Consider the following 24,179-nt stretch of genomic DNA (forward strand, 5'->3'; position numbering starts at 1 on the left):
ACATTTCCACACTTTTTGCCTACCTGCGAAGTATGTATCATCTACATACTATATTCTCAGCTTGGGCTGTATGATGTCATATTAGGTATATAAATGCTTTGGAACAAAAACAGTGATGCAGGAAACAACACCTTTAAAAGCACCAATCAACCATTGGAATGCAATGAAAAACAAAGACAAATTCACCAAACCGATAAGTTCTGACCATGATGGCTTGCGCTTTGCTACTCCTGAAATTGTAGCAAAGTACCGGGCCAGGAGACTTAAATGTGACGTTCTGGCGGATATAAGTTGTGGTATCGGCGGACAGACCATTTTCTTTGCAAAGGAGTGCAAAAAAGTCTATGCCATAGAGATAGACCCTGTAAAGATAGAACATGCCAAAAAGAACTGTCATTTATATGGAGTGGACAATGTCGAATTTATCTGTGGTGACGCCCTTGACCACGAAATAATACATAAACTTCCTGAACTCGATGTCGTGTTTTCTGATCCTGCAAGGCCCCAAAAAGAGGAGAGGCGCCTACTTTCCAGCATTACACCATCCATAGAAGATATGATTAATGCTTATTCATCCCGGACTAAAGGATTCGCCTTTGAAGTGCCTCCCCAGTTAACTCCAGAAAGGATCCCCTTTGATTGTGAAATGGAATACCTGTCACTAAATGGTAAAATAAATCGCCTTACATTATACTTAAACCATCTCAAAAAATGTAACAGGTCCGCTACTACACTGCCTTCCGAAGAATCACTGTGTGGCAGCGGGAAAGGAGAAATCCCCGAATCAGAAATAATGAAAAAATTTGCATATGAACCTGAACCATCTGTTGTGAAAGCAGATATTCTGCCCGAACTTGCAGAAAAAATGAGCAAGAGAGATAATAAAACATATTTGTTCCGAATTGATTCGAAAAGGGCATTAATGACATCTGATGAAAAATTGAATTCCCCCTTGCTTAAAAATCAGTATGTTGTGCTGGCAGAGACAAAGGTATCTGTTGAAGATATCAATAGTAAACTTAAAGAACTAAATGCCAAAAATGCATTGATAAGAGGAAAAATTGACCCTGACGATTACTGGAATTTCCGTAATCGCATAGAAGACGGATTAAATGGCGATAAAGCAATTCATCTCTATATTACTGACAATTCTGCGATTATATGCCAGCCACTTGTTGAAAAAGATTAATCCAGAAGGCTACAAACACATTCTATGAGTTCATCGTTGCCAAAGGGTTTGGTAATATAATCTTCAGCTTTGAGAATATCCAATCCCATCATTTTGTCAAAATCATGATTCCTGGCAGTCAGAAGAACAACTGGCAAATGTTCGTACTTTTCTTTAATGCGGTGAAAAACTTCCCACCCATCCATGCCCGGCATCATAACATCAAGAAGGACAAGATCCGGCAGGGATGATTCAAGCATCAAAAGACATTCTTCCCCGCTGGAAGCACACGATGTAGAAATATTATTCAATTCCAACAAACTTTGAAGAAGGTCACGTAAATGTGCTTCGTCATCCACTACAAGTACTTTCTTCCCAAAACTACCCATCCTATATACCCCAAAAATAAATTAATGAGAAAAGTCAATTGATTTTAATATCCACTTTCCCGGCTTCTTCCCTAACAGAAAATATTACCTCAAGGACACCATTATGGAAAGTTGCTTTTGCACTATTAGGATCTACTTTTAGAGGCATTTCGAGAGTTTCGGAATATGTATAATATTTATTGGAAGCATTGATCTCCAGGTACTGGTCTGTTGCACAGACAGAAATATCATCTCTGGACATACCTGAAATTTCTGCGGTAACATACACTTCCCCGTCTATTTCAAGAACGTCTATCAGAGGCTTTTTCCCATCTATGGATATGGGACCATCCAAAGGATCAATTTCTTCTTCAAAATCATTATAATCAGATGGGATATTGCCAAATTCCCTGATTTCAGGATCCTCATTAGCACGTTGTGTAATAGAAAAACCATAAATGAAAGGCTCATCAGAGAATTCTTCTATACCTACTCCGAATCTCTGCATCATCTGTTCGATCATATCAGTAATATCACTGAAAGAATCATCACTACCAGACGGATTGTTTCCTTTCTTTTTATCTGCCATATTGACCCGTTCCATAAATAAATAAATACTTGTCACTTAGAGATATTTGGCCATAAAGCCGCACATGAGCAAGGATTATTTACCCTTGCGTTTATCGGCAGAAAGTAAATCAGATTCATAGTATAATTCAGAAGAGTGTCGGGACAAACCATAATCCCTATTGCATTTCACCTCATCATCCATATTATCCATCTTATGGGATAGGGAAGAAAGGTCTTCGTGCAACTTTTTTGTTTTTTCTACCATATTCCTGAATTCTGCAATGTCGAGGGTTTTGGGCATCGAGTCACCACTCTTCAAACTTAAAGTCCACCGTTATCATATAAATACTATTTCGTTTCATGTATTAATAATGAACGCAGGACAATAGTAATTATTCCTTCTTTTGTGACTCAAGGCAACAGTATTCAAACAGATCATGTCCCCATTTTATAGCTGCTTCACTGGTACTGATAAGTTTAGTGTGATCATATATTCCTTTCTGGTTAAGGAGGGACAACAGGAAAAACCCGTCCGCACAGACCATAGTAACTACCGGCAAATTACCCTCGTGGATATATATGTTGGTGTTATCCATTCCAAAAAAAACCTCTGCATCTTCCCCATGATCTTCAACAATACGTTCATAGACATCATTGGTGAAAATCAGGTTTATCTCCACACCTTTTCTAGCCAATTCCAAAAAATGCCTGACATAATAAGGATGGAAATAAGAAGTGATGGCTATAACATGGCGACTTACAAGCAGATGGTCTATTAATTCCTGAGGCGGATCAAATAGAGAATTGATATCCGGTTCAATGACCTTTGAATCACCCAGATCACCCAGCCGTTCCATAAATTGCATTGGAAGAGCGGAAATATCCCTGGAAAACCAGTATACAGGGTTCTTTTCAAGCGTATTGGTCAGTTTAAAAATCGGCAATATATTCTGCACTACAATATTACCAAAAATAGACAGTTCATATTCACCATCTTTCTGCACAAGAATATCATTATCTTTAAGAAGTTTTATCTGAGGAAGCACACCGGTTGATGTGACATCAAGAGCCTTTTTGATAGCGGCCAGATTCCGGGAGCCATCTTTTAGATAGACAAGCAAGTTTTTCCGTTTTTCCGAGCGACATACAAGCTCGACTATAGACACACCCATATTAGTACCACAAAATAAAAAAATCAGGTATCACTGAAGAACTGTTCGACACATCCCTTCAATTGTTTATACATTGGGCTATCGATAATACTGTGAGGCTGGGATTCAAATGACTTTAGCAATCGGCCATAATACCATTTATGAGATTCTTTTCCTACTATAAAATGGTTCCATATTATATTACCATGAATATTTTCCTCATCCCGCATATCCCTGATGCTGGCAAGTTTGTCTGCACAGAAGAGGAGTTTGACATCCCTTCCAACATCTTCAAGTGCCTTCAGGCAGGCTTCATTGCGCTCCTTCCACATATTTTTATCAACAGATAACAGGGAGGGATCATCTGTTTGGTCCAGTTCAGATACTGCTCTTACAAAATTTACAACCGTCTCACCAAACTGATTCTCCACTTCAACCATATCTATTTTAGACTCTTTTTTGATCGAATTCAACAAACCTGCAATTACAACTATATCAGGGGCACTGTTCTTCAAGAGGATTGATGCAACGTCCATTGGATGAGAGATATAGGGCGTCCTGGAAAATCGCCTTGCTGTATCCCGGTGTGCATTATAGGCAAACTCGAAAGCTTCAGGTACTGAGAGAACGTAATGCCCTGCTCGTGAAGAGGTCTCGTATTTCTCTTCAAGCTCCAGCAGATGGATCCGGAAGTTGGCTTTCCTGAGATGTTCGTGTATGATGAGTTGACCATTTTCATGGATCAATACTGACTGATAAGGCTCACTTTTCCATATACGCCTGGAAGGCACATCCGACCACTCGGCCATGTAGAAAAAGCGATCCGGCAATTCAGGAAGTTCGTCTCCTATTTCTGCACTATGAACTATGACACCTGTTGGCTTTTTCTTAGAATCGGTACAATAAGTGGCTATATAATTTCTCAGATTCATGGTAAACACCGTTTTTATATTAATATTATAGTGAAGGAATTAAACATTTCTTTTTACAATCCAGGAAGTAACTCTTACCCAGTTATCAATTATTGATTCTTTCGGCTCCAGCAAATAATCGTAAGGGATATCTACACTCAAATTCAAAACGTTGTCCAGTTGACCCATCTGGGAAAAAGCTACTTTCTTTGCACTGTTTTCAGGGATCAGACCCCATCTCACTTCATCGACAAGATGGAGAATAGAAGAAATCAATGCAACCATAGCAGGATTATGTGAAATATTCCTGAGATTGTCATAAAATGGACCTTTTTTGTTATCTCCCTCAAGGGATGTAGAAACTTTCCAGAAGTATTTTTCATCAATTCCAAACCTATCAAGCCTTACGAGCATATCCCGCTGGGAAACAGCGGATATACCTGATTGCTGATCCAGGGCTTTTAAAAGGACCTGGTTTATACATTTGCATATCAGCTCACCAAGTTTGGAATGAGGACCTGCGTCAGTCAATTGCAGATAAGCAGAATCATTGGACACAATTGCCATCATATCAGTCCCGGTTCCGGTAGCCAATTCTTCTGAAAAACGACTTGGAATCATTAATTGACGCAGAACTGCTGATTTGGCTTCAGTAGCAGTCATCCAGGCCCTGGTAAGAGCATATGACGGCAAATTTGCATCTATTAGAAGAATCATATTTATTGTTCCGCCAAGAGATTGCCATTTACCATTTTCCTGATAATAGGAAGCAGGGTCTGCAGGACTGCATGCATTTACTTCTACGCCTGCGGTTGCAATTGCTGTTACTTCAAGACCACGGAAAGAGTGCGTGACAAAAGCAACATTCTCCATACTTGCAGCAGTTAGCAATGCAGCTGCATTTGATGCAGAATAGCCAAGTTGCTCCACCACATGGGCGAGATAGCCTTCAACACTTCCTTCCTTAAACTCATCCTCACTTCCAACATGTCTTGCTATCCGCTGATTGATAAGGACATTGATATCATCACGGATACCCCCATTGAGCCAGGAATTGGAAATTATTCTCCTGTCTTTTGGCAGTGTAACTATAACGGAATCTGTGCCTGACCTGAAAACTTTTTCACCGGCAGATGTTTCAAGAAGAGGTTCACAACCCCCATCCCGACGATTTACGGTCAACTCATTTTTGGTCATGCACCTTCTCCTGAATATAAATCAACACCGGACCTGAATGTAAAAGTAAAAGCCTCAGAACTCATAGGGCTCATCACTATCTCAGAAGAGTATATCATCACTGGCTTTTTCCTTAGATACCAATCCCGGTTACAAGTTCCATGGCTGTTTCTTTGGGGTTTTCTGAATTATAAATACTTCGACCCACAATAATCCAGTTCGCACCTGCTGCAATCACATCAGATGCTTTACCTCCCTGTGCACCTACACCGGGAGATATAATAGAAAGGCCATCACCTATTATAGAACGCAGGTGTTTTACCCTTTCCGGCCGGGTAGCAGGTGCGACAATACCGGTAGCACCGAATTCATGCGCCATAGAAGCAATTTCATCGGCTATCGGCTGGAAATATTTCGCACCACCCGGGTGGCTCATTTCAGAGACTACATAAATATCCCCATCATAACGTCGGGCCACACCTATACAGGCTTGCAGGCTATCCTCACCTGTAAAACCATGTACTATTACACCCCTGGCACCTGCCTTGAATACCTGTTCACAGATAAGTTCATCCGTATTTGGAATGTCGGCAACCTTAAAGTCAGCAATGACAGGAGCATAATCTGCAAGTCGGGATATTACACTTAAACCTTCTGAGAGTACCAGAGGATAGCCCACCTTTATGGCATCCACACATTCAGCAACTTCGCTGGCAATCTCGACGGCGCGATCCATACGCGTAACATCCATTGCAACTATAAGGCCGGTATTCCTTTCCATGAAAATTAAACCTCTAGCAGTTTGAATGTTAATCTGATAGATTAACTTTTCTTTTGAGCTCTTCAACCACTTCAGGATTCTGCAGAGTAGTCACATCCCCGGGATCAGTATTATTTGTTATTGAGCGCAGGACCCGACGCATAATCTTTCCACTACGTGTCTTTGGCAGATCCTCTGCAAAAACTATCGCCGCCGGACGGGCTATCGGACCGATTTCATCTACAACATGACCCTTGAGTTGCTCTTTCAGCTCATCACTGACAGGAACATCGGCTTCAAGCACAACATAACCAACTATTACCTCCCCTTTAATTTCATCCTCTTTCCCCTCAACAGCAGCTTCTGCAACGGCCGGATGGGATACAAGGGAACTTTCAATTTCCATTGTACCCAGTCTGTGACCGGAGACTTTGATCACATCATCAAGTCTTCCAAGTACCCAGACATAACCATCCCTGCCAGTACGGGCACCATCCCCCGACATATAGGTATCATTACCCCATTTACTCCAGTAAGTTTCAATGAAGCGTTCTTCATCCCCGTAAATGGTCCGGATCATGCTGGGCCAGGGTTTTTCAATTGCAAGATATCCACCATACCCTTCTGGAACCGCATTTCCTTCTTCATCGAGAATGGATACCTCGATTCCCGGGAACGGGCGGACAGCACTACCGGGTTTCATCGGAGTAATGCCTGGCAGGGGCGTGATCATTATCATACCTGTTTCTGTCTGCCACCAGGTATCAACTATCGGGCATTTCTTGTCCCCGATGTGCTCATAGTACCAGAGCCATGCTTTCGGGTTGATGGGTTCACCGACACTTCCCAGAAGACGCAACGAGGAAAGGTCATGCTTTGCAGGTAATTGTTCGCCCCATTTCATGAATGTACGAATAGCTGTAGGTGCAGTATAAAAGATCGTCACTCCATAATTTTCAATTATACTCCAGAACCTGTCCTTTTCTGGATAATCCGGTGCTCCCTCATACATCAGCACAGTTGCACCGTTCAGCAGGGGACCATATGTAATATAAGAATGACCCGTAATCCAGCCCACATCTGCAGTACACCAGTAAACATCATCATCTTTCAGATCAAAGACCCATTTAGCAGTGATCGCTGTTCCGACAAGATAACCTCCGGTGCTGTGGACCACACCCTTGGGTTTGCCTGTAGTTCCGCTAGTATACATTAAGAAAAGTGTATCTTCAGAATCCATATGTTCAGGCGGACATTCATAATCCATCTGTTTTTCAATGTCATGCCACCACACATCCCGTCCCTCTGCGAAAAATACAGAATTTGCCGCATGATTGACAACCAGCACATGTTCTATGTCATCTGATTTTTCAAGTGCATTATCGGTTTTTTCCTTCTGGTTAACCAGTTTACCTTTGTGATAGTAACCATCACAGGTAATTACAAAATTGCTGCCTGCATCCTCAACACGTTGGGCGAGTGCTTCCTGGGAAAATCCGGCAAATACCACACTGTGAGGAGCACCGATTCTGGCACAGGCAAGCATGGCAATAACAGCTTCAGGTATCATCGGAAGATAGATTGTTACAATATCTCCTTTCTGCACCCCCAATTCTTTCAATGCATTGGCAAAGCGACATGTGGAGTAAAAGAGTTCATTATAGGTAAAGGTGCGATTGTTTCCCATTTCCCCTTCCCATATAATCGCTGTCTTATCGCCCTTTGAAGAAAGATGTCTGTCCAGGCAATTATATGATGCGTTAAGACTGCCATTAAGGAACCATTCGCTATGCGGAGGTTTCCATTCTAAGACTTTATCCCATTTTTCAAACCAGTCTATATCCTCTGCAACTGAAGCCCAAAATCCTTCAAAATCCTCTTCAGCCTTCCTGTAGATGTCGGGGTCATTCATATTGGCCTGGGATTTGAAATCTTCAGATGATTCAAAAACACGTTCCTCTGCAAGTGATGATTCTATTGTTTCTTTCATAGGTTATGCCATCCCCTAAATACACATGAATCTATAATGATTATTCATGTATAAATTTAGTGGTCGCAGGAAAGAATAATCACAAAACTCTATAATACCAGTTTTTGTCTTCCAGGACCGACTCAATCTTTCCCCCATATTCCATATTCTCAAGAACAGGAATAAGGGTTTCCCTATTAAGGCCAAGGGAGGTAATCACCTGCTCAGTAGTACAGGGACGACGCAGGATTAAGTCATAAACCTCTTCTTCAATATTCTCATGCTTGATAGTGGAGCGCCCCTTCCTGATACCACGCAGTACCAAGCGCACTTTATCTCTGCCAAGCCTGCTGTCAAAATAACGGGCAATTTCCTTCAATCTTATTTCATCGACAGCTCTTAAGGATGATTCAGCGGGCGGACGGGTTATGGTAAGTACTTCGACTTCATCCGGATTAATATATTCCAGAATGTCAGCAAGACGAGAGATTTCAGAATCCGATGTGTTGTATCCAGATTTATCACTGTCAACAAGCATGACCTCAATGGAAAGCCTGCAAGTGCCCATATGGGAAAGAGATGCAAGGCCTTCTATAATATCATCCAGCAGTATACCGGAAGCAGGCCTGTTTATATTTTCAAAGGTCTTACCGTAACCTGAAACCAGGGTAGCAACAACAAGGTCGGCCTTTGCAAGACTTTGGCGTACATCATCCCTGCCCGCAAGAGAAGAATTGGTTATCACGCATATGGGTACAGAAGATATATGCCGGATACCCTCGATCATTTTTCCCAGTGCAGGATTAAGTGTCGGTTCGCATGTCCCCGAGAAGGTAATGTAGTCAATATCTTCGATATTACGATGATAATGTTTTATCCCTTCAACAATTTCAGGAGATGAGACACATCCAACAACATCCTCTACAGATTGAATCTTGTTTGCAACAGAGCCCAGCTGACAGTAAATACAATCAAAATTACAGTTTTTCCGACTGGAAGGATTGCTTATGACATCTATCCCCAATGATCTGCCCAACCTTCGTGAAAGGATTGGTCCATAAATTAACCTTGATTTGCGTTTGGTCATCTAAAATCCCATCAAAAATTAAAAAGGGACCATTAATCCTCAGATAATGATCCTGTTTCTGTAAGATGTTCTTTCAATTGTTCTATGCGCTGACAAATCCATTCCTTGTCTTTCCCAAGAGACTTTCAAGTTTCCTTTTTGCAGATGCAAATTTTAAAGATGGACTTGTTCCGGATTCATACACGGGTTGTGTGAAGGTCTTCGAGCATAATTTCCCATACCTCTGCCTCGCGAAAAACCACCAAACCTCTGGAATCTTCCTCTGACAGGATTATGAACAAATAAACTATTCTGCCATCCGGCCACTTCATTTCCACTGCAGTAACCTGCACCTCTTCCTGTCATAGGCCCCATTCCCCGGGGACCGGTTCTATCTCCACCTGGCACATTAATACAACCTCCTTTCTGTTCTTATACATTGTTTTCAGTCTATAAATTCAACCACGCACCATCTGGGAACCGCATTCAGGACATTTGGCCTGACTGCAGGGTACACCCGGCTGGTGTGGTTCAAGATGTCCGCATGAAGGACACCTGCAATTCTGCGGAGCTGCAGCTCCTCGGCCCGGGCGATTTTCACCACCCTTGCGACCCTGGCCCCTGGTCCCCATCGGACCACTTCCATCCGGACCTGTGCCATCTCCTCCAGGCATATTGAGTTCACCTCCTTCTAAAAAGATACTTTTTCCATTGACCAGTGCATCCGTAACTTTTTCAAGACCCCTGCGTAGGGTTCTTTGAAATGTAGACTGATGGACTCCCATTTTCTGTGCTGCCTGTTCCTGAGACAATTTTTCTAAAATATTCAATCTCATGGATTCCAGTTCATCCACACCGACATCCACAACAGGCATACTTTCATTCGTATCATCAGGACTGAAACGCCGACACCTGTGACGGTATCCCACCATCCTCTTTTTCTTGGGACGCACCATAATAATGCATCATAATGCATAACTATATAAATTTAACTGTCAGACCAGAGTGGATGCGAAACACAAGTAAAACCGGACATCAAAATTAAACACAATTAATTACTTAGGAGTCATTGTTTTTCATAAAACAGATTGGGGATCGAATCCACGCTACCCATAGCCTTTGAAGGGCCTGCGGGATAAATAACTACAAGAGAATCAACTTGTCTGCCAAGTTTCTTCTCATCATGAAGGTAGAAATTATCACTTTCCCGGGATACATTCTTGAGTAAGAATCTGGAATGGGCCCTTCCGAGTTCTACAACCTTTAATTCTTCAAAATCATAAAAAAAGGCCTCAAACTCAGGTTTAAGATGGCGACTGCCTAATGCAAAAACATACATGTCCCCAAAAAAATCCAGATCATAGAACAGATCAACTGTCGCATCAGTACCTGAAAATCGAACCTGCATACTTGAAATATGTATATAATCCCCGCCATCCTCCGCCGCAAGTGCCCCTGCTACAGAGCACGAAAGCAGCAAAATTACGAGTATAAGCCCTGAAATCCTCATTGGCATAGGATAATACGCTATGATTAATATGTCTATTCATATCTGTGGTGTATATAAAAGGTAAAACATTAATACTAACAAAAATATGTTAGGGCAAATCAAACATGGCACACATCAATCTAAAAATTTTGAAACGTTAATTTATTATTAGGTGTGTTCTATTTCAATCTGCCTTTGTGGCACCACTAAAGATTAATAATTATAGGGAAAGGGCAGCTGGAACTTCCATCTGTCTGATAAACCATCATAGCATTATCATAAAAATCAAACAAATTTAGGAGAACAATAATGCAGGATATAATATACCTCGCCCCTCTGGCAGGTATCGTGAGTCTGATATTTGCTGCATTTTTCGCAACCCATATCCTCAAGGAAGGAACCGGTAACGAAAAAATGCAGGAAATTGCCACCGCGATACAGGAAGGGGCCATGGCATATCTGAATCGACAGTACAAGACAATAGCCATAGTTGCTTTAATCCTCGCTTTCTTAATCTACGCCCTGCTGGGAGAAAACAGCGGAAAAGTAGCGATAGGATTCATAGTAGGAGCAGCCAGTTCAGCTATTGCCGGATACATTGGAATGAATGTATCTGTAAGAGCAAATGTCAGGACAACAAACGCCGCATCCAGAGGACTGCATGAAGCCATGCAGGTCGCTGTCCGCGGAGGAGCAGTAACCGGGCTTGCCGTCGTAGGACTGGCCCTTCTGGGTACCAGTATATTCTACATATTATTCGGCAATGTCGATCAGGTAGTAGGATTCGGATTCGGTGCAAGTCTAATCAGTCTCTTCGCAAGGGTTGGTGGTGGAATATACACCAAAGCAGCCGATGTGGGAGCAGATCTCGTAGGAAAAATTGAAGCTGGAATACCCGAAGATGACCCCAGAAATGCCGGTGTAATTGCTGACAATGTTGGTGATAATGTCGGCGACTGTGCGGGTATGGGTGCAGATCTTTTCGAGACATATGTAGTAACAGTCCTTGCAGCAATGCTGCTTGGTGCACAGGTTCTCGAGGCATACCCCAATGCAATAATCTATCCATTAATCCTCGGTGCCGTGGCAATCTTTGCCTCTATCATCTCCATCTTCTTCGTGCGCGTCGGAAGCGACAACAAAATCATGAAAGCCCTTTACAAGGGAGTCGCTGTAGCCGCATTATTGTGTCTTGTTGCCTTCTACTTCGTAACAGACATACTCATTGGAGACATCAACATTTATTATGCATCCCTGGTAGGTGTTGCTATTATGGTGTTGATGGTTGTTTTCACTGAGTATTATACTTCAACGAGTTACAGACCTGTTAAGAAAGTCGCAGAGGCTTCAGAGACCGGTGCCGGTACAAATGTAATTTCAGGACTTGCAATGGGCTTTGAAAGTACTGCCCTTCCTGTTGTAACAATCGTTATTGGAATCCTGGCCGCATTCTTCGTTGCAGGTGGGGCTGCAAGCCCTGCAATGGGGTTATATGGTATTGCAATTGCCGCAGCAGCAATGCTCTCTACCACAGGAATGATCGTTACCCTGGATTCTTACGGACCAATAACAGATAATGCCGGTGGAATAGCCGAGATGGCAGGCCTACCCGCCGAAGTGCGTGAGATAACAGATGTCCTGGATGCTGTAGGTAACACCACCAAAGCCGTAACAAAAGGATACGCTATCGGATCCGCTGCACTGGGTGCACTGGCCCTTTTTGCCGATTACAGGCTCAAGGTAAACATTGAAACCGGCGGACTCAGTCTGGACAACCCTGTCGTACTTGTCGGATTGTTCATAGGTGCCCTCCTGCCATTCATTTTCAGTGCTGTCACAATGCAGGCAGTCGGAAAAGCTGCTTTTGGCATCATCAATGAAGTCAGGCGCCAGTTCAGGGAAATTCCGGGTATCATGGAAGGTACCACCAAACCCGAGTATGGAAAATGTGTGGATATCGTAACTGCCGCTGCAATCCGCGAGATGGCAATTCCAGGCATTCTTGCAATCGCAACTCCATTGCTTGTAGGCTATATCCTCGGACCACTTGCCCTGGGAGGATTGCTCATAGGAATTATCATATCAGGACTTCTCCTTGCCCTTACAATGGACAATGGCGGAGGAGCATGGGATAATGCCAAGAAACTTATCGAGGATGGATACCATGGCGGAAAGGGGTCCGAAGCTCATAAAGCAGCAGTTGTAGGAGATACTGTCGGTGACCCCTACAAGGACACAGCAGGACCCGCACTGAACTCCCTTATTAAGGTAGTCAACATGATTGCAATCCTGTTCTCCTCCCTGTTTATCGGGGGAGGAATATTCTGAAGGTCTCTTGACCTTCATTTTCTTTTTATTATAAGACAAAACAGTATAAACTATTCTACAACTATTTGATACACAAAGGATATAGATTACCCTATTGAGAATTACTAATGGGGAAAAGCTGACGGGTTTTAAGGGGGGGGTTTAATATTTGGGGAGTGGGGGTTTTAGGAAAAGAAAGACAACCCGTCAGCAACCCCCGTGATGACTACATATTATATATAAATTACGGTTTGTGACAATCCTGCATACTATAGCATATTCCACGCCTGACAAGTTCCATCTCGATCTCTTCAAAAAAAACACCCCTACCAGCAATATGTTCATGTGTAAAGTTTGACACCCTGCCGGCAGGACCACTCACTGTTGTGAGATCTGCAGCACAGGAGGGGCTTTTTCCTACCCCCACAAATTCAACTGAAAAACCCCTACGATAAAATTCCTCGAGCATATCTGCAAAAGGAGTGAATAATTGTCTGCAGAATTTCCTGTAGGCCGAATGAATTAACTGGTCCCTGGTAATTTCCCGGCGACTTGAACCAAAATATATCAGTTCCGGACAGGGGAGTTGGATTACATTATCTTTTCCAGGAGAAAACTTTCCCGGTTTTTTAATACCTGCAAGACGCGACTCAGGGTTGAGAAGACAGTGGGAAACTACCATGATTTTATCATTTTCGGCATCCATTGAATCACCTGCATGAGAATCTTTATACAATAAGAAGACTTATGGGAACGCAGTTATATCCATAGGGAAACTTCCATATAACTATCACGACATGGTAATCGGGAGATAATATTTAATGGAAAATATAAATACGGTTCTGAGAAAAGGTTTTCAGACCTGGACACACAATCTCAATATTTGCATCCCCTTCTTTTTGAACATATTTACAGGCATATTTGCAATGTTTGTTACTTTCATGGTTGCGGTCATAATATTTGTTATGCCTGCAATGCAGGATATTACAACAGACCCCACAAATATCAATCCTGAAATGGCATTTGGAGTCCTCACAGCTGCCTTTTATGATAATATGGGATTGTTCATACTCCTGTTTATCACAGCCTTTGTAGTATCCACCCTGATAAGTTCCTATTTTTACGGCGGAGCCATAGGAATGGCAAAAAAAGCACTTGAAGACGGATCCACCAGCATCAATGAGATGTTTACATCCGGAAAAAAGAACCTGATCAACCTCTTCCTTACCAGGTTCATAGTAATGCTGATTATCCTCGCAGGAATAATCTTCATGGTACCCGGAATACTGGCAATCGGGGATCTGAGCATATTGATACAAAACCCTGAAGAAGCACTCTCGGGAACATTAATCCTTGTTTTTGGAATATTTGTCTGGATATTCTATGCTATTGTGGTCAAACTGATCTTTACTTTTGCAGAATATGCACTGGTTGTTGGTGGACTGGAACCCCTGGAAGCCCTGGATGAAGGGTTCTCCTTTTTCATGAACAATAAACTTGATACAGTCGTCCTCTGGCTGATTCTGATTGGCCTGTCAATACTCACAGGAGTAGCAGGGGAAGTCCTCAGTTCCATAGAAATACTCAGCACATTCTGGTCCTTTGCAGATTTTGTCCTGTCCTTTGCAGTAATCCAGCCCCTGACAGTACTGTGGTGGACAAGGATGTATTTAAGCGGTAAAAGCACACAATTTTATGATATTGATGACTATCTGAAATTTCAGCGTTGATTAGGTCTTGCCAAGAAGCCGGCAGGCCTGACAGACATCGGCAGTACAGGCCTGTCCGCAAATTGTGCACTTTTTAAGTTCCGCCTGAGGCAATTCCTTTGCAAGTATTCCTATCATTTTATCAAAACCCTTCTGGAGTGAATATTTCGTACCAGGATGTTTTTGCTCAAAATCATCAAGCATCAGTCTTACTTCGTTACGCAGGGCCTCATGTTTGTAAGGACACAGGCTTATATCTACAGGAATATCATTGACCTTTGCATACAATTCCACTTCATTTTCAGGGATCTTGCGTAAGGGTTTGGCACGCAGGACCAGCCCTTCGAGTTCTCTTGGTGGAGAAAGACGTATCATCCGCTCCACATCACCCCCCAGATGATTCATCATTATCGTCTGGGCTTCATCATCAAGGTTATGCCCCGTCACAAGTCGTTTTGCCCCGATCTCAAGAGCTATCCTGTTCACCAGGGATTTGCGCAGCACACCACAATAACTGCATGCACCATGTACCCTTTCCTTTGCTGCCAGTTCATCAAGTGAGGTATCGTATTCATCACCAAAACTGTAGATCAGATGCTTTACACCAATCTCAGAAGTCAGCTTTTTGGCATAGCCTATTGAGCGTTCCCTGTAAACAGAAATACCTTCATCTACTGTAATTGCAACCAGTTCCAGGTCCCTACGTTTGCCAAAAATCTTGTTCAAAATATACAGGGCCACACAGCTATCCTTACCACCACTCAAGGCAACTGCAATCTTTTCGTTTTTACCTATATTGTACTTCTTGCGAATCGTAAGCTTGACCTTGCGCTCTACATCTTCTGTAAAATGTTTTTTGCACAGGTGCATACCGGAATATGGCTGGTAAATGATAGCTTCATGATTGCATTTCATACACCTGGTTTTTTCTTCGGGCATGTGACCACATTCAATTTGATCTCGTATAAATACTTACGTTACACATTGAATACAAATAAAAATAGCAAACGAACAATATATTATCATAAACAAAAATATAAATATTGTTATGAATGAATAACGGGCAATCATGACAGTTGAAATATCCCTGATACTGTTGTCAATCCTGGCAGGCTTTCTGCTGGGTATTGTTTCCGGCCTTATCCCGGGCATCCATACAAACAATTTTGCCCTGATACTGGTAGGATTAAGTCCCATTCTTTTGAATCAGGGAATCGAACCTCTTTATGTAGCAATAATTGTATTATCCAACTCCATATCTCACACTTTTCATGATATAATACCTGCCATCTTTCTGGGCGCACCCAACGATGACATGGCCCTTGCAGTCCTGCCCGGCCACAGGTTGCTCCTGGATGGGTATGGGGCTGAAGCTGTCAGACTTTCTGCCCTGGGAAGTGCAGGTTCTGTTGCCTTCGCCCTGATAATGGCATATCCCCTGGTATTTTTCTTCACAAACGCCTATGATACCATACAGGAAAATATGGCCTGGATACTCATAGCCATATCAGCCATACTTATCCTGACCGAGAAAGGAGAATATGTAACAGGACAGGGATCACTTGCTTCATTTAGATACAAAGGTTATGCTCTTTGTCTCTTTATACTAAGCGGATTGCTGGGATATTTTGCATTTGAAATGGAATACCTGGCAACACCAATCTTAAAATTTGGTGAAACTTCCGTCCTGTTACCTATTTTGAGCGGATTATTCGGTGCCTCCCAACTAGCAATCAGCCTGATGTCAGACTCGCACATCCCTTCTGAAAATATATCCCGCATGCAACTTTCAGCAAAGAGAATATTACGTGGCATAATATCCGGCAGTTTTGCTGGCTCGATTGTTGCGTGGCTGCCCGGGATCTCGGCTTCAATTGCCACAGTGGTTGCAAGATTTACTATTCCAAAAGAAATTGACAGGGATGATATTGAAGATGAACTGGAAGATTCAAAGGAGTTTATAGTATCCATATCCGGAGTTAATACAGCAAACTCTATTTTTGGCCTTTTTGCCCTGGCGATGATCGGTAAAACAAGAAGCGGTGCTATGGTAGCAGTCAACCGTTTGCTTGATACTGCAACCATTGATAGCCGCTCAATAATTCTTTTCCTGATAGCAATCGTTGCAGCAGCCCTGCTATCCTACCTATCCACCATCACTATTGGAAACAATGTCCATCATGTCCTGAAGCGAATAGAATACAGGAAACTCTGTTTTGCTGTCATAGCCGGACTCACTATAATGGTAGCCCTTTTCACGGGGATTTTCGGAATACTGCTCTTTTTGACAGCCACCACAATAGGCATGCTTCCGCCTTTCATGAAAGTCCGGAGGAGCCATCTTATGGGAGTGATTTTGCTGCCTGTGATCCTTTACTTCATTTAATCATCATGAAAAGATGAGATCATATCCACCATATTGTCCCTGACATTTTTGATAGATTCCAATGCATCCCCACCCAGATCAATGGGTGACAGACCCTGCAGATCGGCTTCTATAAAATCCGATGAAAAAGGAATCTCGCCAATTACCGGGACATCGATGTCCTCCAGCACAGCGGACATGTCGGCTTCATTGCTCTTGTTAATAACCGCAGCAATATGCCTGATACCTATCTCGTCAGAAAGTTTCTTTATGCGTGATGCGGTTTCAATGGAACGTCTGCCCGGCTCAACAACAATCAGCATTAAATCAATACCCTTTGTGGTCCCCCTACCCAGATGTTCTATGCCGGCTTCCATATCCATTATGACAGCACTGCTGTCCTTGAGTACCACATGTCGCAGCAGGGCGCGCAAAAATGCTGATGCAGGGCACATACAGCCACTTCCACCTCTTTCCACCGTACCCATGACAAGCATTTTTACATTATCCGGACCCACTGCCCCGTATTTCTCAACTACATCATCCACTTTAGGATTGTATTTGAACATGCCACCTGTCTGCCCCGCACGCTCCTCGATCATTTCCCTGTATTCGGTCAATGGTTTGGGAGGAGCGGTTATACCCAGTGAGGAAGCCAGATTCATGTCCGGGTCCGCATCTATTGCCAGTACATCATACCCGTCTCTGGCAAGCAAACGTGCAATTGTACCTGAAATGGTGGTTTTTCCCACACCGCCTTTGCCTGTAATCGCAACTTTGAACATCTTAGTCACCCTGTTAACGAAATAACGGAAAGCCAATATACACCTTCATTAAAGTAGTATCTAAATATAACAAACAGGATTTAAATTATTATGATGGATTCCCCTACAGATAAATACCGGATAATAAGATCGATACTTGTTAAGATACTTGTACTTAACCTGATAGTATCCTTTGCTAAAATCGGCTATGGTGGTTTTACTAACACCTTAAGTATGGAATCCGACGGTTATCATTCCCTTTTTGATGGTATTTCGAACATAATAGGTATTCTCGGAATCCAAATCGCAGCAAGGCCGCCTGACCGCAAGCATCCTTACGGACACCAAAAATATGAATCCTTGGCTTCGGTTTTTATTGCAGTATTGCTGTTCATAGTGGCGGTGCAAATAATCTCCAAATCAGTTGATCGTTTTTTCTCACCATCCACTCCTGAAATCACCTTTTTAAGTTTTGTTGTAATGCTACTTACCATTGCAATCAACCTCTTTGTAACAATATACGAAAAAAGGGAAGGGGATAAACTGAAAAGTGACATCCTGATTGCAGATTCCATGCATACGAGAAGTGATATCTACGTATCGGTATCAGTCATCGCAGGCCTGCTTGCTGTAAAAGGTGGATACCCTCTTATCGATCCGGTAATAGCTGTCATTATTTCCCTGTTCATAATACGTGCGGCTATAAATATACTCAAAAGCAACAGCAAAACCCTATGTGACGAATCAAGACTTGATGAGGATACAGTATGTAACATCGCTTTTGAAGTAGAGGGGGTCATGGAATGCCACCGGATACGCACAAGAGGAACAAAAGGAGAATACTATATCGATCTGCATATAGAGGTGGACCCAAAAATGCCGGTTGATCAGGCACATGACATATCCCATCAGGTGGGCGATAAAATCAAACATTGTATAGAGGGTGTAAAGGATGTGGTTGTACACATGGAGCCACATGAAAAGCAGGATTGAAGCAAATTGATAAATAACGGAGTGTGTAACATATTAGCATGGCAGGAAACACGTTTGGCCATTCATTCAGGATAACCACCTGGGGAGAATCCCATGGAAAAGCCCTGGGAGCAGTTGTTGACGGGACGCCTGCGGGGTTGCCCCTTGATGAAGCAGATATACAGAAGGAACTGGATCGCCGCCGACCGGGGCAAAGTGCCGCTGCAACACCCCGCAAAGAAAAGGATCGGGTCGAAATTCTGTCGGGAGTTTTTGAAGGTATTACAACAGGCACCCCGATATCACTGATAGTTTACAACAAGGATGCAAATTCCAGTTCCTATGACAAATTACGCAATAAACCCAGACCCGGTCATGCGGATTTTGGCTATATGGAAAAATACGGCCACAGAGACCACAGGGGAGGAGGACGCTCGTCGGGCCGTGAGACCCTTGGCAGGGTAGCAGCCGGCGCAATTGCAAAAAAATTACTTGTAGCATTCGGTATCGAAGTAGTTGCACATGTAATCGAACTCGGAGGAATCCGGGCAGAAAATATCGAGCCGGATATCAAAACTGCAATCGAAAAAAATCCTGTACGCTGCGCAGACCCTTCAGCTGCAACAAAAATGCTTGAGATGGTTGAGAAAATGCGCAGCCGCGGAGAAAGCACCGGAGGAATCGTGGAAATCCTTACCACAGGTGTACCTGCAGGACTTGGTGAACCGGTATTCAATAAGATCGATGCAGATATTGCGGCTGCAATGATGGGTATCGGTGCAGTCAAGGGGATTGAATTTGGTGCAGGATTCAAGGCAGCCCGAATGAGGGGCAGTGAGATGAACGATGCCTTTGAAGTTGACAATGAAACAATAAAGCCTCTTACCAACAACGCAGGCGGGGTGCTCGGAGGACTTACCACAGGCATGCCAATAGTTTGCCGCTGTGCTGTAAAACCCACCCCATCAATCTCATTACCCCAGCATACGGCAGATATGTTGACAAAAAAAGAAGAAATTATAGAAATTAAGGGGCGACATGATCCGACTATCCCGCCGAGAATGGTACCTGTCGCCGAAGCCATGATGGCAATTGTACTGGCCGATCATATGATACAGAGCGGCCGCATAGATCCGGATAGCATACTGCCTGAAAATGAAAAAGAAAAGAAAAAGAAAGGAAAGGATTAAAAATCCAGTTTTTCCATTCTTCCTACGGCTTCTTCTATACGTTCAACTGTCTGGGTAAGAGCAAACCTGATATAGCCTTCACCATAGTCGCCAAAGCCTACACCCGGAGTTGCGACAATTCCGGGTTCTTCAAGCAGGAGGGAAGAAAAGTCAATTGAACTGTATTTCTCAGGAACCCGAGCCCATACGTAGAAGGTGGCCTTTGGTGGATTCACATCAAGACCCATTGCATCAAGCCCTTTCAGGAGCGCATCCCGCCTTTCTTTGTAGACATTATTCATATCTGTGACACACTGCTGGGAACTGTCCAGTGCAGTAATTCCTGCCTTCTGGACCGCCTCGAATGCGCCTGAGTCTATATTGGACTTGACCTTTCCAAAACCGGTGATTAGATCTTTGTTACCCACGGCAAAGGCAATCCTCCAGCCTGTCATATTGTAAGTTTTGGAAAGGGAATAGAATTCAACACCAACATCCATCGCACCATCAACACTCAGGAAACTGGGAGCCTTGTAACCGTCATACACCATGTCAGAATATGCATTATCATGGACGATCACAACATCATTTTCCCGGGCAAAATCCACAACCTCTTCAAAGAACTTGAGGCTTGCCGTGGCTGAAGTCGGATTGTTGGGGTAATTCATGAACATGAGTTTGGTTTTCTCAAGTACATCCTTTGGAATCGAATCCAGATCCGGAAGGAAATTATTTTCCTCAAGCAGAGGCATAATATGAGGTACCCCACCTGCAAATTGGGTGCCTATCTTGTACACCGGGTATGCGGGATCAGGCACAAGGGCTACATCTCCCGGATTGAGGAAAGCAAGAGGGATGTGTGCTACACCTTCCTTGGAACCGATCATTGTGAGGGCTTCAGTGGCCGGATCGATGTCAATTCCCTTTGTCTCCTTACACCAACGGGCTGCTGCCTCCCTGAAATCCGGCATGCCAGAATAGGATGGGTACCTGTGGGTTGAGGGGTCGCGGACTGCCTCGCACATGGAATCGACGATATGCTGATGAGTAGGTTGATCAGGGTCACCCACACCAAGGTCTATTACATCCACACCTTTTTCCTTGACCCTGGCTTTGGCTTCATCTATCGTTGCAAACAAATACGGTGGTAGTGCATTTATTCTGTCTGAGTACATTGCTTCACCTGAATTACAATCAAAAATTTCGATATATCAGTATCGGTAGTCATATTGTAATGAAGCTATTTAAGAATCATGGGTGGTAAAAAAGGGGTTTGCCTCTAAAGTCCACTTGACCACAAACTCGGCTATTTGACCATAAAGTACACCCTTTGACTATAAAGTAATATTTTCGATAGCAATAGATACGTACAGATTGGTGAAAAATGTTAACAATTATCGATTTGTTTAAATACGGAAGTCGGATTCTGTGTTAGGGCACATGGTGAAAATCCATTTGCTACGCTTGGTTTATTGACTATAAAGTCGCATTTTGACTCTAAATATGTCAAATAACATTATGTTTAGTCTAGATGGGTGCGGGAGTAGTGGCACAATAAATTTATATCGTGTATTATATTATTACATTAGATATTAATTAATATTATCTCAAATTAATAGTGAATATTTATGAAAAATGATCAACTAACATCCATTGAATCAGTAAGATCAAAAGCTGATGAATTTAAAACACATGTTGATGAACATAAAAAAGAGATTGAATATGAGTACAAATCTTTAATGGATTTAATTAAACAATCTATAAATGATGTAGATGAAAAAGTATCTGAAGATGTAAAATGGCTAAATGATGAACGAAATCATATACAAGCAGTTTATAACAACAAGTTGGGTTCCACAAGATCCAATCTAGAAATGTTGGGTAAAACAGTGGAAAAGTTGTCCTTTTCAGTCAAGTCTGCACTGGAAGAAAGTAATAAAGTATTAACTGTATTGTATTTTGTTATATTATTGTTGACATTTTTAATACTTGTGTATCCTGATTTAAACTTAGTTATTAAGATACCCATTATACCACTTGAGATACCTGTTATACTACTATTATTAAATTTATCTGTAATAAGTGCGCTTCTTTATCAATTTCATATTTATAATCAATTAAAAAATAAATTCGAATCTAATTTGGATGAATTTTATAATCACACAAATGATTTACAGCAATTAAAATTACCAGAAATCAAAAATAGACCCCCTATTCAAGAAGATGGTCAATTAAAAAACAAAGTTTCATCTATAAAACAAGTGACAAAAGGTGTATTTCAAACCGTAGGGGATTTTGTTCCATTTGTAGATAGTGCATATAATTTTATGCAAAATAAAGCGGATTATAAATATCAAGTAGATTTATTCATATCGGCTGTGGAATATTATGGCATAACAAATGATATTGAGAAACTAAATGGAATCCTCCACAAACCAGATTCTATTATATTCGCACAAAACAATAAAATTCGTGATTATGAACAAATTATATCTGAAAAAATATCATATGGATTGAAACAAGATAATCAAAAAGTATCCAGTAAGGTCATTATGTTATTATATCAAGAACATAATGGAATTGATACATCCAGTATATTTAGAGAAATAAAAGAAAGTAATCAAGAATTGGTTCAATTATCGGATATATTGTTACATAATAATCGTTTACACACTACCAAATTAGGACGATATAAAAATAAAGATGTTATAACAATTTTAAAAACACTAGATAGTTTTGATTTATCACAAATCAATGAAATTCTATTTAGTGCAAGTAGGCTTTTGTCATACCTAAATTCCTACAAAGAGTTCTTACAGAAAAATGGAATTAGTGTACAAAAAATACCAGATTTAGATTTTGTAATAGGTGAAGCAGCAAATCACACAGATGATATATTTGAAACAAAAGTAATAAGGTTATCTTATCGGTTAGGAAAGGAAACATTGCCAAAAAATGCTGATTTGGGAACATTATCAAATGCTTTTGTTCGGGCATCGATATCATTAAAGTTCCATGATGATATCATGTTGCGTGAAATTGCTTGTAAATGCTCTGGTAATGATGAATCAACAGCAATCATTAGATCATATCTTGATAAAATGAAGGAACAAGATGGACAATCTATTGTATATCTTAAGGATTTAATGGATGACATCGAACTAATTAAAAAACATCTAATGGATCGCAATCGTAATGATTTTAAATTTCTAAAGGAACAATTAAAAAAAGGGACTTGGGAAGATAGTCTTGCTTCTTTGATGATGGAATATATCAAAACACTATCTAGCGAAATTGAAGATAAACTGTCTCAAATAGATAATTACAAAACAATCAATAATATTATTAAAAAAACGTTTAGTAAAATTAAAATTGGAACAGTTGATAAAGCAATTGATTCCCAAGTATTTGGTGCATATATCATAATGGGCAAATCAAAGGAAGGCAGACTACTCAAATATGTAGACGAATTATCCATACGAACTTCTAGTCCTGATAAAAATAAGAAATGGGAAAAAAAGACTCCTAATGAAATAGAACTAATTAAAAACAACTATAAAGTAAATGCAGTGTATGATTTTGTCAAATTCTCAGATAGTACGCGCATTGGAATTTTACCAAAAGGCAAATCATTTCTCGAATTCAAATCCGAATTTTTTAGTGACTTGGGTTCAATGTTTAATGAAATAGATTCAGAAGAGGAATTTAAGAGTGGTCTAATTATCCAGCGCATATCCCCTTCCAATTATAGCTTTGGTGTTCTTGATGGTGAAAACCTTCCAAACAATATTAAAATTGAAGAATTAGACATTGCTGAATATATTACAAAACTCGCTTCTGGTTATGTCTCCACAGAAGAACAAATGGCAATTAGTTCATTAGAAAAAGACATTAATTTATTTGATTTTGTTAATGAGAAAAGTATACTTGAATTAATCCAACAAGAGAACGATGACTTAAACGATGAGGAAATAAAACTACTGAGTAAAAACAAATTTAAAAATGATTTAATGAATCAGATTGAAAATGAAATCGGTAATGCTTCTTTATATTCCTTGGCTATAGATTTGTATAAAGAACATCTTGAAGAAGATCAGGTATCACAAATTTTTACAGATGTCATTAAGAAGTATTATGCAGAAACACCTTCCCTCAAAAGAAAAGCAAAAACACAAAGACCAGTAGTTTTGTCAAAACGATTTACGACAGTTATCAAAGGCGTAGGGATGATTAATGATTGGTATTCACAGTAATATGTCTTACAA

23 protein-coding genes are annotated in these 24,179 nt (G+C 41.4%); 7 read left to right on the plus strand and 16 right to left on the minus strand.

Annotated elements, in window-relative coordinates; genetic code table 11:
• Positions 1–163 precede the first annotated feature (163 nt).
• Complete coding sequence (locus EFE42_RS03745; RefSeq protein WP_123136134.1) at positions 164–1,189, plus strand: methyltransferase domain-containing protein; 1,026 nt, start codon at positions 164–166, stop codon at positions 1,187–1,189.
• Here EFE42_RS03745 and EFE42_RS03750 read toward each other — a convergent pair.
• The 12 genes from EFE42_RS03750 to EFE42_RS03805 form a co-directional block, all read right to left on the minus strand.
• Entirely contained in the window at positions 1,186–1,557 is a 372-nt protein-coding gene (locus tag EFE42_RS03750) for a response regulator transcription factor (RefSeq protein ID WP_123135973.1), read from the minus strand. The genes EFE42_RS03745 and EFE42_RS03750 overlap by 4 nt on opposite strands.
• 34 nt (positions 1,558–1,591) lie before the next feature.
• Positions 1,592–2,125 (minus strand): Hsp20/alpha crystallin family protein, encoded by a 534-nt coding sequence (locus tag EFE42_RS03755; protein WP_123135974.1) that lies wholly within the window; start codon positions 2,123–2,125, stop codon positions 1,592–1,594.
• Positions 2,126–2,200: 75 nt separating this feature from the next.
• Positions 2,201–2,407: a hypothetical protein gene (locus tag EFE42_RS03760; protein WP_123135975.1), complete on the minus strand. Its 207-nt coding sequence runs from the start codon at positions 2,405–2,407 to the stop codon at positions 2,201–2,203.
• 91 nt (positions 2,408–2,498) lie between these two features.
• Complete coding sequence (locus EFE42_RS03765; protein ID WP_123135976.1) at positions 2,499–3,278, minus strand: winged helix-turn-helix domain-containing protein; 780 nt, start codon at positions 3,276–3,278, stop codon at positions 2,499–2,501.
• Positions 3,279–3,301: 23 nt separating this feature from the next.
• Positions 3,302–4,189, minus strand: a complete 888-nt coding sequence (locus EFE42_RS03770; RefSeq protein WP_123135977.1) for an HD domain-containing protein — start codon at positions 4,187–4,189, stop codon at positions 3,302–3,304.
• A gap of 39 nt (positions 4,190–4,228) precedes the next feature.
• The gene (locus EFE42_RS03775) at positions 4,229–5,365 is read right to left on the minus strand and encodes an adenosylcobinamide amidohydrolase (protein ID WP_123135978.1); all 1,137 of its coding nucleotides are present in this window, start codon (positions 5,363–5,365) and stop codon (positions 4,229–4,231) included.
• Positions 5,366–5,477: 112 nt separating this feature from the next.
• On the minus strand, positions 5,478–6,125 hold the full coding sequence (pyrF, locus tag EFE42_RS03780) for an orotidine-5'-phosphate decarboxylase (protein WP_123135979.1): 648 nt from the start codon (positions 6,123–6,125) through the stop codon (positions 5,478–5,480).
• Positions 6,126–6,153: 28 nt separating this feature from the next.
• Positions 6,154–8,094 (minus strand): acetate--CoA ligase, encoded by a 1,941-nt coding sequence (gene acs, locus EFE42_RS03785; protein WP_123135980.1) that lies wholly within the window; start codon positions 8,092–8,094, stop codon positions 6,154–6,156.
• 79 nt (positions 8,095–8,173) lie between these two features.
• Complete coding sequence (locus EFE42_RS03790; RefSeq protein WP_123135981.1) at positions 8,174–9,160, minus strand: radical SAM protein; 987 nt, start codon at positions 9,158–9,160, stop codon at positions 8,174–8,176.
• A gap of 153 nt (positions 9,161–9,313) precedes the next feature.
• Positions 9,314–9,514: a DUF5320 domain-containing protein gene (locus EFE42_RS03795; RefSeq protein WP_370448660.1), complete on the minus strand. Its 201-nt coding sequence runs from the start codon at positions 9,512–9,514 to the stop codon at positions 9,314–9,316.
• An 83-nt stretch (positions 9,515–9,597) separates the two neighbouring features.
• Positions 9,598–10,095, minus strand: coding sequence for a DUF134 domain-containing protein (locus tag EFE42_RS03800; RefSeq protein WP_123135983.1), 498 nt, complete (start codon positions 10,093–10,095; stop codon positions 9,598–9,600).
• 110 nt (positions 10,096–10,205) lie between these two features.
• Positions 10,206–10,649 (minus strand): hypothetical protein, encoded by a 444-nt coding sequence (locus tag EFE42_RS03805; protein WP_158599185.1) that lies wholly within the window; start codon positions 10,647–10,649, stop codon positions 10,206–10,208.
• A gap of 288 nt (positions 10,650–10,937) precedes the next feature.
• Between EFE42_RS03805 and EFE42_RS03810 the strand changes: the two genes are divergently transcribed.
• Entirely contained in the window at positions 10,938–12,956 is a 2,019-nt protein-coding gene (locus tag EFE42_RS03810; RefSeq protein ID WP_123135985.1) for a sodium-translocating pyrophosphatase, read from the plus strand.
• A gap of 223 nt (positions 12,957–13,179) precedes the next feature.
• Here the strand turns inward: EFE42_RS03810 and EFE42_RS03815 are convergent, their stop codons facing one another.
• Positions 13,180–13,641 (minus strand): DUF523 domain-containing protein, encoded by a 462-nt coding sequence (locus EFE42_RS03815; protein WP_123135986.1) that lies wholly within the window; start codon positions 13,639–13,641, stop codon positions 13,180–13,182.
• A 115-nt stretch (positions 13,642–13,756) separates the two neighbouring features.
• On the opposite strand from EFE42_RS03815, the gene EFE42_RS03820 reads away from it, so the two are divergent.
• Positions 13,757–14,665, plus strand: a complete 909-nt coding sequence (locus EFE42_RS03820) for a hypothetical protein (protein ID WP_123135987.1) — start codon at positions 13,757–13,759, stop codon at positions 14,663–14,665.
• Here EFE42_RS03820 and EFE42_RS03825 read toward each other — a convergent pair whose 3' ends face one another.
• Positions 14,666–15,583: a TIGR00269 family protein gene (locus tag EFE42_RS03825; protein ID WP_123135988.1), complete on the minus strand. Its 918-nt coding sequence runs from the start codon at positions 15,581–15,583 to the stop codon at positions 14,666–14,668.
• 130 nt (positions 15,584–15,713) lie between these two features.
• On the opposite strand from EFE42_RS03825, the gene EFE42_RS03830 reads away from it, so the two are divergent.
• Entirely contained in the window at positions 15,714–17,030 is a 1,317-nt protein-coding gene (locus EFE42_RS03830; RefSeq protein ID WP_199724078.1) for a tripartite tricarboxylate transporter permease, read from the plus strand.
• On the opposite strand, the gene EFE42_RS03835 is transcribed toward EFE42_RS03830, so the two are convergent.
• Positions 17,027–17,794 carry an AAA family ATPase gene (locus tag EFE42_RS03835; protein WP_123135990.1) on the minus strand — a complete coding sequence of 256 codons (768 nt, stop codon included), beginning with the start codon at positions 17,792–17,794 and terminating at the stop codon, positions 17,027–17,029. The genes EFE42_RS03830 and EFE42_RS03835 overlap by 4 nt on opposite strands.
• Positions 17,795–17,884: 90 nt before the next feature.
• Between EFE42_RS03835 and EFE42_RS03840 the strand changes: the two genes are divergently transcribed.
• Both EFE42_RS03840 and aroC read left to right on the plus strand, forming a co-directional pair.
• Positions 17,885–18,766: a cation diffusion facilitator family transporter gene (locus EFE42_RS03840; RefSeq protein ID WP_123135991.1), complete on the plus strand. Its 882-nt coding sequence runs from the start codon at positions 17,885–17,887 to the stop codon at positions 18,764–18,766.
• A gap of 38 nt (positions 18,767–18,804) precedes the next feature.
• Positions 18,805–19,935: a chorismate synthase gene (gene aroC / locus EFE42_RS03845; RefSeq protein ID WP_123135992.1), complete on the plus strand. Its 1,131-nt coding sequence runs from the start codon at positions 18,805–18,807 to the stop codon at positions 19,933–19,935.
• Here the strand turns inward: aroC and EFE42_RS03850 are convergent.
• Entirely contained in the window at positions 19,932–21,089 is a 1,158-nt protein-coding gene (locus EFE42_RS03850; RefSeq protein WP_123135993.1) for an LL-diaminopimelate aminotransferase, read from the minus strand. The two genes, aroC and EFE42_RS03850, sit on opposite strands and share 4 nt — an antisense overlap.
• Before the next feature lie 453 nt (positions 21,090–21,542).
• Between EFE42_RS03850 and EFE42_RS03855 the strand changes: the two genes are divergently transcribed.
• A complete protein-coding gene (locus tag EFE42_RS03855; protein ID WP_123135994.1) occupies positions 21,543–24,167 on the plus strand; it encodes a hypothetical protein in 2,625 nt (874 codons plus the stop codon).
• Positions 24,168–24,179: the final 12 nt, after the last annotated feature.

Source organism: Methanohalophilus sp. RSK (assembly GCF_003722075.1).
Lineage (GTDB): Archaea > Halobacteriota > Methanosarcinia > Methanosarcinales > Methanosarcinaceae > Methanohalophilus.

Coding starts and splice junctions, on each gene's coding strand:
- EFE42_RS03745 (WP_123136134.1), top strand. CDS start 164: ATGAAAAACAAAGACAAATTCACCAAACCGATAAGTTCTGACCATGAT.
- EFE42_RS03750 (WP_123135973.1), bottom strand. CDS start 1,557: ATGGGTAGTTTTGGGAAGAAAGTACTTGTAGTGGATGACGAAGCACAT.
- EFE42_RS03755 (WP_123135974.1), bottom strand. CDS start 2,125: ATGGCAGATAAAAAGAAAGGAAACAATCCGTCTGGTAGTGATGATTCT.
- EFE42_RS03760 (WP_123135975.1), bottom strand. CDS start 2,407: ATGCCCAAAACCCTCGACATTGCAGAATTCAGGAATATGGTAGAAAAA.
- EFE42_RS03765 (WP_123135976.1), bottom strand. CDS start 3,278: ATGGGTGTGTCTATAGTCGAGCTTGTATGTCGCTCGGAAAAACGGAAA.
- EFE42_RS03770 (WP_123135977.1), bottom strand. CDS start 4,189: ATGAATCTGAGAAATTATATAGCCACTTATTGTACCGATTCTAAGAAA.
- EFE42_RS03775 (WP_123135978.1), bottom strand. CDS start 5,365: ATGACCAAAAATGAGTTGACCGTAAATCGTCGGGATGGGGGTTGTGAA.
- pyrF (WP_123135979.1), bottom strand. CDS start 6,125: ATGGAAAGGAATACCGGCCTTATAGTTGCAATGGATGTTACGCGTATG.
- acs (WP_123135980.1), bottom strand. CDS start 8,094: ATGAAAGAAACAATAGAATCATCACTTGCAGAGGAACGTGTTTTTGAA.
- EFE42_RS03790 (WP_123135981.1), bottom strand. CDS start 9,160: ATGACCAAACGCAAATCAAGGTTAATTTATGGACCAATCCTTTCACGA.
- EFE42_RS03795 (WP_370448660.1), bottom strand. CDS start 9,514: ATGGGGCCTATGACAGGAAGAGGTGCAGGTTACTGCAGTGGAAATGAA.
- EFE42_RS03800 (WP_123135983.1), bottom strand. CDS start 10,095: ATGGTGCGTCCCAAGAAAAAGAGGATGGTGGGATACCGTCACAGGTGT.
- EFE42_RS03805 (WP_158599185.1), bottom strand. CDS start 10,649: ATGAGGATTTCAGGGCTTATACTCGTAATTTTGCTGCTTTCGTGCTCT.
- EFE42_RS03810 (WP_123135985.1), top strand. CDS start 10,938: ATGCAGGATATAATATACCTCGCCCCTCTGGCAGGTATCGTGAGTCTG.
- EFE42_RS03815 (WP_123135986.1), bottom strand. CDS start 13,641: ATGGATGCCGAAAATGATAAAATCATGGTAGTTTCCCACTGTCTTCTC.
- EFE42_RS03820 (WP_123135987.1), top strand. CDS start 13,757: ATGGAAAATATAAATACGGTTCTGAGAAAAGGTTTTCAGACCTGGACA.
- EFE42_RS03825 (WP_123135988.1), bottom strand. CDS start 15,583: ATGCCCGAAGAAAAAACCAGGTGTATGAAATGCAATCATGAAGCTATC.
- EFE42_RS03830 (WP_199724078.1), top strand. CDS start 15,714: ATGACAGTTGAAATATCCCTGATACTGTTGTCAATCCTGGCAGGCTTT.
- EFE42_RS03835 (WP_123135990.1), bottom strand. CDS start 17,794: ATGTTCAAAGTTGCGATTACAGGCAAAGGCGGTGTGGGAAAAACCACC.
- EFE42_RS03840 (WP_123135991.1), top strand. CDS start 17,885: ATGATGGATTCCCCTACAGATAAATACCGGATAATAAGATCGATACTT.
- aroC (WP_123135992.1), top strand. CDS start 18,805: ATGGCAGGAAACACGTTTGGCCATTCATTCAGGATAACCACCTGGGGA.
- EFE42_RS03850 (WP_123135993.1), bottom strand. CDS start 21,089: ATGTACTCAGACAGAATAAATGCACTACCACCGTATTTGTTTGCAACG.
- EFE42_RS03855 (WP_123135994.1), top strand. CDS start 21,543: ATGAAAAATGATCAACTAACATCCATTGAATCAGTAAGATCAAAAGCT.